This window comes from Winogradskyella eckloniae (assembly GCF_013249045.1).
Taxonomy (GTDB): domain Bacteria; phylum Bacteroidota; class Bacteroidia; order Flavobacteriales; family Flavobacteriaceae; genus Winogradskyella; species Winogradskyella eckloniae.
This window is the reverse complement of record NZ_JABRWP010000005.1, coordinates 353,608-367,645: the sequence shown is the minus strand read 5'-3', so window position 1 is coordinate 367,645 and position 14,038 is coordinate 353,608. Positions and strand designations below refer to the sequence as shown.

Genomic DNA, 14,038 nt, shown 5'->3' with positions numbered 1-14,038 from the left:
GTTATTAATTTAAATACGTCCAAGCCCAATACATCAAAACAAATTGTAGCGGTAAACGTAATACTAAAACCCATTTTGGGAATCCTGCGGCTGCTTTTTTGCTCGATAACATATAAAAATGCACCAATAGAAAGACTGTTAGCATTACAATTATGCCATAAATAGAACTTGTTTTTAAAACCGGAATGCAGAGTCCTATACCTAACACTATTTCAGCTAAACCGCTGAGATAAACCAAAGTTTTATGGTAAGGTAAATAGTTTGGCATAATGCGCATGTACATCTTAGGTTTAATAAAATGCATTATACCTGCAAGACCATATATGCCAGCCATGACGTAAAGGCCTAATGGCTCATTCATCTTTGTATGTTTTGTAGGTAATACCAATACCATAATTAAAGAGGTTTTTATCTAATAGGCTAGAGGTAAATTTATTTCCTTTATCAAAATTTACCCAATTATTTCCATTAATAAATACGCGTTTTATAAAGGTGTTTTTCCCTTCAACTTCACTTGTAAATGGTAGTAACGGCCTAAAGTTGGTTGGTATTTTTACTATTTTACCATCTTTAGATTCAATCTCTTTGTACTTTTTGTTGGGTAGTAATTTTCCGGCTTTATTGGTATAGCCTAATACTTGTAGCGACACAAAAAAACCATTATCTGGTACACGTATATTATAATCATCTACATTTAGCTCATACGCATCACCATCTTTTTCAGTAGCTCTAAATACTATAGTTTCATAGGTAAGCACATTACCAGGAATACCATTGTTGTTGTCGTAAAATTGAACTTTAAATAAGGTTGAGAATTTCTTTTTTTCGCTGTTTTTTTTATTTCGTTTTTCCCAATCCTTAGACTCTAAAGCAATAGGGAAAAATATGGTTTTTAAGTTTTGATCTTGAGTGGTCGTTTTTGGGAAATACACGGCAATTTCAGATTCTATAGTCGGTAACCAACAATTATAATAGTCATCATCTAAGGACGGTTTTAGTTTATCTTCCTTAAATTTTCTGTCCTTTTTTAAGTTAAGCATTACTTCATCTAATTGATGCGACTGCGCTTGCATTATCAATGCTTTAGGTAAGTTTTTTGTAGAAACGTTTAGATCTTTAAATCCTATCGCAGATATAAAAAGCGAATCGATATCTGGATATAATTTTTCAGTAAAGATAAATACACCTTCATCATCTGCAAAAATACCATTACCATTACCAAAAGAAATGGTAGCGTAACTTACAGGATAATTAGAAATACTATCTTTAATAACAATCTGTGCAAACGACAATTGCCCAATACAAAGAAGCGAAAATAGAATTTTGTACATGCCTAAGTTTTATAGATTTTAAAGATACATCATTTATAGGCATAAAAAAACGCCTCAATTATGAGACGTTAGTTGATGTTATTCATTACAGTGATTCTTAATTAATCGACGTGTTTTTTTGTTTGCGTAAAACCTACATACAAGCCAACACCAGACATTAAGAATATTAAAGCAGGATAAACAGCGTTATCATTGATACCAGTATAGTTTTCTATAAGAATCGCTAAGAAAAACCCAAGACCAATTCCCATTAATAGAAAAGCCACATTAATTACAACTACTTTCCAAGAGGAGCCAGATCTTTTACCTATGTTAAAAATACTGGCATCAGCACCTTTTTCTATAAGTGCTAAACGTTCTTTGTTTCGGGTGGAAAAGTATAGATATACAATTCCAAAAATAGATAAGAATAAACTTATTGGGATTAATATTTCTTCATTCATAATGTTCGATTTTTAATTGATTAAATTTATTTGTTTCATAGCTTATGACGATGCTAATTAATCTTAGGTTACACTTTTCGTAAAAAAAAATAAATATTTATTTTAGTGTAACCTTCATTAAAGTTTTGTCGTCTATACTAATATAATGACCACCAACGACGACCAAATACTAATCAACGCTATACATAATGGCAACACTAAAGCGTATGCGCAATTGGTAAATCGTTATAAGGATTTGGTGTTTACCTTGGCTTTTAGAATGTTAAAACATAGAGAAGAGGCCGAAGAAGTGGCACAAGATACATTTGTAAAAGTGTTTAGGTCATTAGATAATTTTAAAGGTGATTCTAAATTTTCTACTTGGATTTATAGAGTGACCTACAATACTTGTCTAGACCGCATAAAAAAGAATAAAAAGCATATCAATGATGTGGCTATTGATGAATTTACCTTTAACAAATTAGACACCATAGACAATGCTTTAGACCATTTAATAAAGGAAGAAAGACATGCTTTAATTAAAAGGTGTGTTAATATGTTGCCAGAAGATAGTAGCGCATTATTAACGCTATTTTATTTTGAAGAATTATCTTTAGATGAAATATCGAGTATTATTAATATTGAAGCGAATACTGTAAAAGTGAAGCTTTTTAGAGCACGAAAAAAATTGGCAATACTATTAGAGCAATATTTGAAACCAGAAAACAGATTGAAACATGAAAGCGGATAAAAACATAGAGGAATTTATAGATAACATAATGTCTGAAGCTGGTTTAGAACAACCTTCTTTAGATTTTACAGCCAATGTTATGTCTCAGGTTGAAGCTAGTTCTACTTCTAATGCAACGGTTTATAAACCATTAATTTCAAAACCCGTTTGGTTTATCATTTTAGGTAGTTTTATTGCTTTAGTTGGTTATGTTGTTTTGGGCAATACCGAAACAACAGCAAGCTGGACCGACCGTTTAGAATTACCAGAAGTACCTTTTAATCTGTTAGAAAATATCTCCTTTGAATTTTCGTCAGCATTAATGTATGCCTTTATACTATTAGCATTAATGGTAAGTATACAAGTTTCTGTAGTAAAATATTATTTCCAAAAACACATAACGTTTTAATCCGGATAATACCAAAAGAGTATAGACAACATGTCTCTTTTTATAGTGTCTTGCTGTTTTAAGGTATTGTATTTAATAGTAAGTAAATGTTTTCCTTCGCTTAACGATGCTGTAGGTAAATAGGTTTCAAATCCTAAAGTATTTTTATTGATTACAAAATCTGAAGTAAATTGTATTGTATCAATTTCTACAGTATATAACTGATTAAATGTTCTTAGGTAGTCTTTCTTTAAACTATCGAACTTTTGTCTTTGAATTTTAGAATCAAATTTTGCACTATTATAACCTTTGCTAAAATCGGTAATCATGCCTCGTTTGTCCTTCTCTGGTTTTAAGTTTTCGTTGAAGTTGAAAATATTATCTTCTATAGATTCAGTAAATCGAACAAACACTTTTACAAAATTGCCAGTAATAATTTTAGATTGTATGGCAGCATCATCAATAAAAAGTTCATTGTCTTCTTTTACTAAATCTTCATAATTATTATCACTTGTAGTATAGGCATTAGACTTAGATTGTTCGCTAAAATAGTTTGAGAAATTGTAATCTACAGAAGAAAATATACTAACTATAATAAACATTGGTAAGAGTACAAAACTCAGGCGTTTTCCAAATTTATTATCTAAAAAATTATATACAATTGGTCGGTACAAAAAGCTTAAAGTAATAAAGCTAAACACCCAATAAAATGGAAAATAAAATTTAGAAATCCATTTGCCTTTTTTTAATAAACCTTGCGTAGCAAAATCAAAAAATGTCAGTAGCATACCAAAACAGATAAAAATCATAATTGGGACACCAAGAGTAAGTCTTAGCCATTCTGGGAAACTTTCGTTTTCAATTATATATTCGGCTGTTAAAACAATTGCGATTAGAGAAAACGTTAAGGCTAAAACGTAGAATATAAGTAAGAACGAAACCGCAAACATAATACTACAGTAATTCTCTAAACGCCCAATGTATCTATCAAAAGACCCAACTCTTTTTTTTAAATATTTTGTGAATTTTGGACTGTATTTAAGATAGTCATAATCAATATCGCCAGAAACATATCGCAATCCTAAAGCACCAATCCATAAACCACGTAATAATACATGCAAGAGTAGATTAACAAGCAAAATAACACAAGAAAACAGAGCTACTTGAGTTATAATATTTTCATGCACAACACCATTTATGGAAGCTTCAATACTCGCAATTTTAATAGAATTATAAGCCGTAAATAAACCAAATATGGCAAAACCAGAGATTAATAGTTCTAGTTGCCAGCTTTCTTCTTGTAATTTTTCGAGGAGCTTTTTAAACGCTGGTTTATTGTAATTGTCACTCATGTTTTAATCGGTCGGTTGATAATGAGTTTAAAATTAAACATATTCAGTTAAAATCAATCTTTTTATTAATAATTTGAAACCTTTTATAAAATCTATCGTTTTTAATAATAGAAACCGCTAATCATCACAATGCATCAAACAGAGACTAAGCTTATTGAGTTTTGCAAAAAAGAAAATGAAGTTGCGCAAATGCAAGTTTACGATACCTATGCACCAGCCATGTTTACTATTGCTTGTAGATATCTCAATAATGATGAAGATGCAAAAGATGCGATGCAAGAAGGGTTTTTAAAAGCTTTTAGAAATATTGAACAGTATCATCCTAAAGCCACGTTTGGTGCTTGGTTAAAACGTATAATTATCAATCAATGTTTAGATGTTTTAAAGAAAAATCAGTTGCAGTTTGATGCTATTGAGGTTTCAGAATTAAGAATTACAAACGAAGACGATTGGCAGTTTGATAGTTCAATTTCAAAACAAGAGATATTAAATGCCATTGGGCAACTTAGCGAAAAGCATAAAATAGTCGTAAAGTTATATTTACTTGAAGGCTACGACCATGAAGAGATTTCAGAGATTCTAGAGATACCTATAAAAACATCGAGAACACATCTGAGACGAGGTAAACTAAAACTACAAGAGTTATTAAAACACAAATATAATGAAGCGAGATATTAGACACATATTTAAAGATGAGGAAGATGATTTAAAACCGATTCCAAAAAATCATCGCGCTGAATTCTTAACAAAACTAAGAAAACCGAAAAGCCAAAAACAGAATCCATTGGTTTGGCTAGGTGTAGCAGCTGCTTTGGTAATTGCGCTTACCATAGGGTTTAACGTTTTTAATTCTGATGCATTAGAAAATAATACAACTCCGATTGTTGCGCAAGTCGAAAACATTGAAGCCGAATATTTAGCAAGCATTGAAGCTGAATGGCAAAGTTTTATAGCCTTAACCGAAGACGAAAAATTAGTAAAACGCTTTAGAAAAAAGCTTGATGAGTTAGATATGGATTATCAAGAAATCTCAAAGCAATTCAAAAACGACAGTAATAATATATTAGTTATTGAAGCTTTGGTAGATAATCTTCAAACAAGATTGCAAATACTAAAAGACATACAGAAACACATCAAAATATTAAATCAAAATAACGAACACCATGAAAACACTTTTTAAAATATTGGTATTGATGCTGATCACATCATGGGCTGCGAATGCTCAAATACACAAAATTTATAACAAAAGCTTTGACGCAAATTCTATTACAACATTAGACTTGAATCTTGATGGTGTATACGTCAAAATTGAAGAGTCTTTAGACAATAAAATCCATTTTAATTATACTATCGAGTTTGATAATTACTCTAAGAAAGCTATTGAAGAACAATTGGAAGGAATTAAAACGATTGCAAAAATTGTTGATTCAAAATTAGTGTTTGAAACCTTTAGTGAAACCCCTTTGTCTGATGTAGTTTACAGTATTGAAAGTTTACATGGTATTACTTTTGAGGGTGATTACATGACTTTTAAAGAAACTTCAGAAATACGTTGGAGGAAACCTAAAAAGTATTTTTATGGAATGAATGATGATACTAAAGTAGAAACTTTAAAAGAGTATCTTAAAGATTTAAGAGGGTTAGATGGTAAAGGAGAAACACACAAAATTGATTCTAAAAATGTAAAGACTTTAAAAACTAATTTTATTATAAAAATACCTGCTGATATTAATTTAAGAATTCGCTCTTTTGATTCTCACATGACTTTTAAGTTAGATTTAACCGGATTAGTTAATATGAATGCAAGGAATACTAATTTAAAATTTATGAGTTTAACCAATCCGTTAAACAACTTTGATATTGCTAATGGAAAATTTAGAAGTAATGATTTAAAAGGTGGTGCGTATAAGTTTAATCATGTCAGTGACTTAAAAATTGCAAGTGTAGATCATCTTAATATAGATAGTGAATTTACTACCATAATTATAGGAGAAGTAGGTAGAAAGGTGAAAATTGTAGATTTTAATGGCAAATTTTGGCTAAATAATTTTTCCAAGGATTTCTATAATTTTCAAATGGATACAGAATATTCAGAAATCAACCTTTTTTATCCTAAAGATGTAAAATTTTATTTTGAGTCTTATGGACACGATACAGCTTTTTATGAGGGTAATAATATTACTAATATTACGGCAAATCGAAAAAATGAATATTCAAAAATGATGACTATAGGCGAAGAGGAAAGCCCAAATACAATTAAGATTAATGCTGCTCACGGTATTATAAGATTTGGAAAGGACTTTATTGAAATTAATGAGTAATATTATTTTGTCAGAATACTAATTAAGAACTTTTTAAGAGCTGTCATTCTGAACTAGTTTCAGAATCTGAATTGATAATTTGGTATATTTTATTGAGAATCTGAAACAAGTTCACATTGACAAATCAGTGAAATAATAATCACAAATCAGAGGTTTTGAAGACTGCGTCTTTCATTTAATGTTATCTAAGTTATCTAAAGAAAAAACACTCAGATATACTAAGTGCTTTTTGTTCTTTTACCAACAACCAACAACCAACAACCAACAACCAACAACCAACAACCATCAACCAACAACCAAAGACTAAATCAATACCAACGTTTTTTCTTCTTTTTAGAAGCTTCACTCTTACGACCTTTTTTGTACTTACTCCCTTGTTTTTTGTGTACAATAGGTTTTGCTTTTGGGTCTAAAGGATAAGGATGCTCTGTCTCCACAGGAATCTGTACATTTATAGCATTCTGAATGGTTTTTACATAACTTTTCTCATCTGCAGAGCACATAGCATATGCCTTACCAATGTTACCAGCTCTGCCAGTTCTTCCAATTCTGTGGACGTAGGTTTCGGCTACATTTGGCATATCAAAATTAAACACGTTATCGAGTTCATTAATATCAATACCACGTGCCGCAACATCTGTTGCAATTAATACTTTTACGTAACCGTTTTTAAATTTGTTAAGCGCTGTTTGACGTTCGCTTTGCGCTTTGTCGCCATGAATACTGTCTACTGTATACCCATTTTTAAGCAAGGTTTGTTCTAGCTTATTCACACCAAATTTAGTACGTCTAAATATTAAAACGTTCCCTTTTATAGTGTTGCGCATTAAATGCAAACACAATTCAATTTTGTTACGTTTAGGTACATAATACAATACCTGACTTACATCTTTTGCTACAGAACGAGTTGGTGTAACATCTATACGTTCTGGGTTTTTAAGAATAGTTTTGGCTAATTCTTCAATTTTAAACGGAATAGTTGCCGAGAATAATAAGGTTTGCTTATCTTCAGGACAAAGTCTGTCAATTTTCTTTACATCATCAATAAAACCCATGGCTAACATTAAATCGGCTTCATCTAAAACAAAGGTTTCAATATAATCTAGATTAATGTAATCTTGTTTATGTAAATCGAGAAGACGACCAGGTGTTGCGACCAAAATATCAACGCCTTTTTTTAAGACATCAATCTGAGGTTCAATAGACGTACCACCAAATACAACTAAAGAACGCAAATTTGTAAACTGTGCGTAGGTTTTAAAGTTTTGCTGAATTTGAACCGCTAATTCTCGCGTAGGACTAATGATTAAAGCTCTAATTTTTTTTCCTCGTTTTGGTGCATCTTGTTTGTCATACAATTGCTGAAGAATAGGCAGTGCAAAGGCAGCTGTTTTTCCTGTTCCTGTTTGTGCAGAAACAATAACGTCTTTTTTATCTAAAATCAACGGAATTGCTCGTTGTTGCACCAAAGTAGGCTCTGCATAACCAGAAGCTTCAACAGCTTTTTGAATTGGTTTTATTAAATGTAAGTCTTTAAATGACATGTGTTTTGTATTTGTATTATCTGTCATTCCTGCGAAGGCAGGAATCCACTTTGAAAGTTAAATTTGTAGACTCCTGTCTTCGCAGGAATTACAAACGAGATGTGATAAACATATGACAAAGGTAAATGAAATGTTTTACCAACGTTCAGCAACCCAATCCTTTTGTTCTTTTTCTGTTAAAAATGTCCAAGCTATAAATCGGCTTATTTTGTTGCCTTGTCCCATTTCAATGGTTTTTACATCAGTAGCATTTACTTTTTGTAAAATTTTATAAGTCGGTTTTAAGGTAACTTCTTTAGAGATTAAACTTGTAAACCAATAGCATTGTTTACCAAAATGTTTGCTTTCGTAAATCATATCTTTAACAAAACGTGCTTCACCACCTTTGGTCCAAAGTTCGTTCTGCTGACCTCCAAAATTTAAAAGGGCTTTGCTTGGTCGTTTTCCTTTTAGATTTTTTAGTTTTTTTAAACTCGCTTTTTGAGCATCCTCTAAAGAGGCATGAAAAGGTGGATTACAAATGGTGAAATCTACTTTTTCTTCAGGTTTTAAAATGTTGTAGAAGAAGTCATTCGATTTTTCTTGTCGTCTAATTTCTAAATTTGCTTTTAAGTTTTTATTGCGTTGCTCAATTTCTTTAGCTGAGGTTATCGCTTTCTCATCTGTATCACTACCAATAAAAGACCAACCATATTCATGCTGACCAATAATTGGGTAAATACAATTGGCACCAACACCAATATCTAAACCTTTGATGTGGTTGCCTGTTGGGATTTCAGGAGTATTGCCTTTTAATAAATCGGCAATATTATGAATGTAATCTGCTCTGCCTGGAATTGGAGGACATAAATAATGCTGCGGAATATCCCAATATTGTAGTTTATAATGATGTATTAATAACGCTTTGTTCAACGCTTTTACAGCTGCAGGATTAAAAAAATCTATAGATGTATCTCCATATTTATTAGGTGCAACGTAAGCCTCTAATTCTGGCAAACTTTTAATAAGATTTTTAAAATTATAACGTGCTCTATGCTGACTTCTTGGATGAAGTTCTGATTTTACTGTAGGATGTTGTTTCTTCTTTTGCAATTTGAAAAGTGTTTTTATAATAATAGGCCTATACCAATATTAACTGTCATTGGCTCTTTTTCGTTCTTAAATTCTAGATATTGATTTATATCAGATTCAGAATTATTATTCTTAATAGCGTTGAAGTATTGATTGATTTTTAAAAGAATAAACCCTTTTTTACTTTCCGAAAAAGTTATATTCTTTTTAATCTGAAGGAATGCACCAAAATTTACTGAATTGTAATTAACTTTAATATCCTTACTGTAACTTACAGTTGAGTTATATGAAAATGTTGGGTCGTTTGGGTCAACAATACCGATTTGGGAATTATTTGTAATGATATCTCCTTTTTCTTTTGCAGACAATATAAAACTTGCAAATCCTCCAAGCCCAATTTCATAAGCATTACCTGCACCAAAGTGAAGATTATAGCTAATAGGTATTTGTATTTGATGAACATTTCTATTTCCTTCATTAGAAACTGCACCTAGTTTATCTTCAACGGAAAATCGGTCTAAATAATATCCAATACCAAAATCTAAAGAAAATTTTTCGTTTAGTGAGTATTTGATACTTGGTAGTACAAATAGCCCAATATTCATTTTAGATTTTATCTGTGGTCTTCCATCAACGTTAGAGTTTGTAAGTTCACTTGTGCTTGGAATTGATAATGTAGGTCCTAATGCTAAAGAAAAACTAGTTCTATTATTTTGAGAAAAACTATGATTTAGGTAACTCACAAGAATGATAAAAAAGTAAAAGTGTTTCATAAATAGATTGGTAAATGCAATTGCAAAGGTACGCTAAAAGCATTTGGTTAAACGTTTGTTTTCTCGGCTATGATATATAAATAATCGCCTAAACTATTTTCGTAAGATTTAATGATATCGTGAATCTTTCCGCTGTCTATATCATTTCTTAGCATATGTAATCCTTGTTCAACTTCGGTTTTATTAGCTAATGCACAAAAAGATGAAATACCATTTCTAATGCTTTCGTCAAAATATAATTCGGGATTATGTTTTCCACAATACAAAAATTGATCTTCTAAATTGGGTTGAATATTATAGATTTCCGTAGCCGAAATTTTTAAGCCAGAATTTGCCATAGCAGTTTCTAGAACGGCTAAGCTCGGCATTTGTGTTATAGAATCTGACATCATTTTTGGAAAGTAATGGTTTAGCCAGTAACCTTGCATTTGTTCTGGTGTAGAGGAGAAGATAACAATTTTACCATTTGGTTTTAAAATATAATTAAATTCTGAAAAAGCTCTTGTAATATTTGGCCAATGATGAATAGTTAAGGTCGCTATAATTCCATCGATACTTTGGTGTGCCAGATTGGTTTTTTCTGCAGGAGCAAAATTCCATTCTATGTTTTTATTAAGTGCATGAGCTTGTTTTAGCATTTCTATAGAAGGATCTATGCCAATAAATTGAAATCCTTTTTGCTGAAGGGCATTGGTGTAATTACCTGTGCCACAACCAACATCTAAGTATAGTCCGTCTTTTTGAGGATTGAGATGTTTAAGAAATTGTTTGGTTAAGTAAGGATCTGCTTTACGTGTTTGATTGTAGTTGCGTCCTATTTTGTTGTAAATCGTTGCCATTTTAATATTTTTATTATTTGAGGAAAAACGCTAGACGTTTTTTTAAACGAGGAGGAATGGCATCATTTTCTATTAATAATTGAATGTGGTTTTTATCCTTTTCTTTTGCATATAATAATTGAAAAAAATCGAATATAGAAATGCTATTATTGTGTTGTTCAATTAATTTAAAATGATCGACTTTTGATACAATACCTTCTTCAAGTACTCTAACGTATGTACCTGAGTAACCGTTATCAATAAATTGCTTTAATACATCATTTGATCCAAATTTATGGGCAAATTTAAAACACGGTTCTCTTGGTTGCGTGATTTGTACAATTGCTGTTCCTAATTTATAAATATCACCAACAACTAATTGTTTTTCATCCATGTGTTTAACGGTTAGGTTTTCACCTAGCATGCCATAGGTCCAATCTAATTGCGCATAGAGGTTTTGCCAATATGGATATTGATCTTCAGAAAATAAGTAACATGCTTTAAATTCGCCACCATGCACCTTTCGGTCTGATACTTCATCATCTTTTACATTGTCTTTAGTTAAGTATATTGGGTGATCCGTTGGTTTTTTATAAATGCCAGTTGTAATTTCTTTACCATTCCAAATAAACGTTGTTGGTTGGGCAATGTTTGTAGATGTAATTTTCATGCTCTAATTTAAACAAAAAAAAGCGCAAGTTTAAAATTCAACTTGCGCTTTCCAGCTATTAATCTTTTGGCAATAAGGGAATATTACCTTGTTAGGACTGCAAAAGTATAATTATAAATGACGTAAAATATTGATGTATGTTAAGAAATTTCAATATTTATGATAATTCTTTCCTAATTCTACTTAAGCTTTCTGTGGTAATTCCTAAATACGATGCTATATGATAGTTTTTGATACTCTTTTCTATTTTAGGATAGGTTTCAATAAAATTGAGATAGCGTTGCTTTGCGGTTTTAGAGAGATTGATGAGAATTCTTTTTTGAAATGCAGTATACGCTTTCTCCAGTTTTATTCTAAAAAATGTATCAATTTTAGGAATCTGAGTAAACAAGTATTCTTTATCCTCCTTGGATATTCTGTATAAGGTGGAGTCTTGTATGGCTTCTACGGTTAAAATGGCTTTGTCTCCCGTAAAGAAAGCCGTATAGTCACTAACCCACCAATCACTAATGCCAAATTGTAAGGTGTATTCTTTGCCTTCCTCATCGGTATGGAATGTTCTCATACAGCCACTTACAATATAATATTGCGCATCTGCAATGTCGCCAGCATTTAATATAATAGCACCTTTTTTTGCGTTTATTTTTTGAAAAACAGAGTTAATAATATTGATCTCTTCGTCTGTAAAAACGAGATCATTAAAAATTTTATTTCTGTCTGAAACTTCCATTTGCCTTTAGTAATAGAATTAAAGTTAAGTAAAGGGAAGTGAAAGCCTATAATAGTTCGGTGTACGATTAAAAAAATGGATGATCCGTTAAATTGTAAAATAAAAAACCACCTTGCGATTTCAAGGTGGTTTTGTAAAGCTCGTTTTTAATGCTTAGTCAATTTTTTTAGCCACATTTTCTTGACCTGATTGAAAAATGGTAAAACTTTCTACGTTATCGTTGTCATCTTTATTAAATCTAATTTTAATGTCAGCAACCTTAGCAAAGAAGTTAGTTGCGTTGTCGGCATAAAGTTCAAATTGGCCTTGACCTGTAGCTTGAGCAAAAATTTGATTGTCTTTTACTGTGATGTCAACGTTAAAATTAGGACCTAATTGATAAGTGCCAACATAGTGTTGTAATACCGCATTGGTAAGTTTTATTTCTTTTCGTGCTGCTGGCATAGGTTTGTTAACTTCTTTACCAACGTTTTCGGTATCTGCAATGAATAGAGCCTGTCGTTTTCCGTTCGCTGTTTTTGAGAATTTATATTCTATATTTCCTTCTTCAAACATAAAATGATTTTCAGATAGTGGAAAAATTTCAAATACGGTGTTGGTTTCAGATTCTCTCATGCTTTTAAGTGTGCCGTCTTTTATAAAAATATGTCTTACAGCGCCATCTTCAAATTCGTAAGCACCAACCCATTGTTTTAGTTTGTCCTCTGCAATATTTACGACATCTTTCATGGTAGGATAAGGTTTACCAATTGCTGCGGCTGCCAAATTTTGAGTAACAGTTCCGATATCATTACAACTGCAATTGCTAAGACCTATAACGTATATATCTTCTTCAATTAAATAAATACCATTAGTAGAAGTGCCAAAAATTCCACCACTATGTGTGTAGCCTTTAGATCCTTTTAAATTAAACTCAGCAAGACCATAACCGTATGTAATATGTTCGCCATCATTGAGCGTAGATCCATTAATTGCTTTCTCTAATGTAGAAGCCTTTATAAAGGTGTTATTAGTAAGAGCGTTTTGCCATTTTAGCATATCGTCTATTGTAGAAGTTAATGCGCCTGCTGCGTGAGGTAATGTCATGCTAAGGTAGCTGGCATTTACAAATCCCGAAGGATCTTCTTCATATGCTTCAACTCTGTTTTTTACGAGTTCTCTGTTATTACCATATCTAGAACTATGCATATTAATAGGTTCGAAAATATTTTTTTCAATATAGTTTTCGTAAGTGTCTCCAGATATGATTTCAATGATTTTACCCAGTAATACATAGCCAGAATTATTATATTGATAGGCTTCACCAGGATCAAAATCCATTGGTTCATTTTTAAAATAGTCAATTAATTCATCTAGAGTAAAATCTTTTCTTGCAACTTCTAATAAATTGCCAATGCCTGTGTAACTCTTAATGCCAGATGTGTGATTTAGTAAATGATGTACCGTAATTGTTTTTCCATGCGTAGGATAATCTGGTATAAACTTAGTGATAGGATCATTGAGGCTAAGTTTTCCTTGTTCTTCTAACATTAAAATAGAAACAGCTGTAAATTGTTTAGTGATAGAGGCTAACATAAATACGTTCTCTGTCGTCATATCTACATTGAGTTCTAAACTGGACTTACCAATGGCTTTTTTGTAAATAGGTTTACCATTTTTGGCTACTAAAATAGTGGCTCCTGGTGCCTCTGTATTTGTGTAATATTGAGATACAATGGCATCAAATTGTTTGGTTAAATCTTGCGCTGTTGTCGAAATTGTAAATAAGAAACTAAATGCTATTAAGGCAATGAAGTGATTGGTTTTCATTTTTTCGTTGGATTGATTAATACTTATAAGACGACACTGAAGATGATAAGTTACAAAAAAACCACCTTGAGTTAACAAA

At 31.5% G+C, this 14,038-nt stretch carries 16 protein-coding genes; 5 read left to right on the top strand and 11 right to left on the bottom strand.

Annotated features, from left to right (window positions below; genetic code table 11):
- Positions 1–4 precede the first annotated feature (4 nt).
- The 3 genes from HNV08_RS11310 to HNV08_RS11300 form a co-directional block, all read right to left on the bottom strand.
- Entirely contained in the window at positions 5–361 is a 357-nt protein-coding gene (locus tag HNV08_RS11310) for a DoxX family protein (RefSeq protein WP_173281423.1), read from the bottom strand.
- The gene (locus HNV08_RS11305) at positions 354–1,331 is read right to left on the bottom strand and encodes a hypothetical protein (RefSeq protein ID WP_173281422.1); all 978 of its coding nucleotides are present in this window, start codon (positions 1,329–1,331) and stop codon (positions 354–356) included. Before HNV08_RS11305 ends, HNV08_RS11310 begins: the two co-directional genes overlap by 8 nt.
- A gap of 101 nt (positions 1,332–1,432) precedes the next feature.
- Positions 1,433–1,774 carry a DUF6249 domain-containing protein gene (locus HNV08_RS11300; protein ID WP_173281421.1) on the bottom strand — a complete coding sequence of 114 codons (342 nt, stop codon included), beginning with the start codon at positions 1,772–1,774 and terminating at the stop codon, positions 1,433–1,435.
- A gap of 145 nt (positions 1,775–1,919) precedes the next feature.
- On the opposite strand from HNV08_RS11300, the gene HNV08_RS11295 reads away from it, so the two are divergent.
- The gene (locus HNV08_RS11295; RefSeq protein ID WP_173281420.1) at positions 1,920–2,504 is read left to right on the top strand and encodes an RNA polymerase sigma factor; all 585 of its coding nucleotides are present in this window, start codon (positions 1,920–1,922) and stop codon (positions 2,502–2,504) included.
- Positions 2,491–2,892 carry a hypothetical protein gene (locus tag HNV08_RS11290; RefSeq protein ID WP_173281419.1) on the top strand — a complete coding sequence of 134 codons (402 nt, stop codon included), beginning with the start codon at positions 2,491–2,493 and terminating at the stop codon, positions 2,890–2,892. The genes HNV08_RS11295 and HNV08_RS11290 overlap by 14 nt, the downstream gene beginning before the upstream one ends.
- Here the strand turns inward: HNV08_RS11290 and HNV08_RS11285 are convergent.
- Positions 2,889–4,223 carry a hypothetical protein gene (locus HNV08_RS11285; protein WP_173281418.1) on the bottom strand — a complete coding sequence of 445 codons (1,335 nt, stop codon included), beginning with the start codon at positions 4,221–4,223 and terminating at the stop codon, positions 2,889–2,891. The genes HNV08_RS11290 and HNV08_RS11285 overlap by 4 nt on opposite strands.
- A gap of 129 nt (positions 4,224–4,352) precedes the next feature.
- Between HNV08_RS11285 and HNV08_RS11280 the strand changes: the two genes are divergently transcribed.
- Genes HNV08_RS11280 through HNV08_RS11270 form a run of 3 tightly spaced genes read left to right on the top strand, consistent with a single transcriptional unit; the run spans position 4,353 to position 6,544 of the window.
- Positions 4,353–4,901 (top strand): RNA polymerase sigma factor, encoded by a 549-nt coding sequence (locus HNV08_RS11280; RefSeq protein ID WP_173281417.1) that lies wholly within the window; start codon positions 4,353–4,355, stop codon positions 4,899–4,901.
- Positions 4,885–5,403: a hypothetical protein gene (locus tag HNV08_RS11275; RefSeq protein ID WP_173281416.1), complete on the top strand. Its 519-nt coding sequence runs from the start codon at positions 4,885–4,887 to the stop codon at positions 5,401–5,403. Before HNV08_RS11280 ends, HNV08_RS11275 begins: the two co-directional genes overlap by 17 nt.
- Positions 5,387–6,544 (top strand): hypothetical protein, encoded by a 1,158-nt coding sequence (locus HNV08_RS11270; protein ID WP_173281415.1) that lies wholly within the window; start codon positions 5,387–5,389, stop codon positions 6,542–6,544. The genes HNV08_RS11275 and HNV08_RS11270 overlap by 17 nt, the downstream gene beginning before the upstream one ends.
- A gap of 308 nt (positions 6,545–6,852) precedes the next feature.
- Here HNV08_RS11270 and HNV08_RS11265 read toward each other — a convergent pair whose 3' ends face one another.
- The 7 genes from HNV08_RS11265 to HNV08_RS11235 all read right to left on the bottom strand — a co-directional run bounded on the left by HNV08_RS11265 (position 6,853) and on the right by HNV08_RS11235 (position 13,959).
- Complete coding sequence (locus HNV08_RS11265; protein ID WP_173281455.1) at positions 6,853–8,088, bottom strand: DEAD/DEAH box helicase; 1,236 nt, start codon at positions 8,086–8,088, stop codon at positions 6,853–6,855.
- 135 nt (positions 8,089–8,223) lie between these two features.
- Complete coding sequence (gene rlmF, locus HNV08_RS11260; protein ID WP_194242003.1) at positions 8,224–9,180, bottom strand: 23S rRNA (adenine(1618)-N(6))-methyltransferase RlmF; 957 nt, start codon at positions 9,178–9,180, stop codon at positions 8,224–8,226.
- 14 nt (positions 9,181–9,194) lie between these two features.
- On the bottom strand, positions 9,195–9,932 hold the full coding sequence (locus HNV08_RS11255) for an outer membrane beta-barrel protein (RefSeq protein WP_173281414.1): 738 nt from the start codon (positions 9,930–9,932) through the stop codon (positions 9,195–9,197).
- Between the two features lie 47 nt (positions 9,933–9,979).
- A complete protein-coding gene (locus HNV08_RS11250) occupies positions 9,980–10,771 on the bottom strand; it encodes a class I SAM-dependent methyltransferase (RefSeq protein WP_173281413.1) in 792 nt (263 codons plus the stop codon).
- 13 nt (positions 10,772–10,784) lie between these two features.
- Complete coding sequence (locus HNV08_RS11245; RefSeq protein ID WP_173281412.1) at positions 10,785–11,420, bottom strand: MOSC domain-containing protein; 636 nt, start codon at positions 11,418–11,420, stop codon at positions 10,785–10,787.
- A 157-nt stretch (positions 11,421–11,577) separates the two neighbouring features.
- Entirely contained in the window at positions 11,578–12,150 is a 573-nt protein-coding gene (locus tag HNV08_RS11240) for a Crp/Fnr family transcriptional regulator (RefSeq protein ID WP_173281411.1), read from the bottom strand.
- Positions 12,151–12,303: 153 nt separating this feature from the next.
- Positions 12,304–13,959, bottom strand: coding sequence for a serine hydrolase (locus HNV08_RS11235; RefSeq protein WP_173281410.1), 1,656 nt, complete (start codon positions 13,957–13,959; stop codon positions 12,304–12,306).
- Positions 13,960–14,038: the final 79 nt, after the last annotated feature.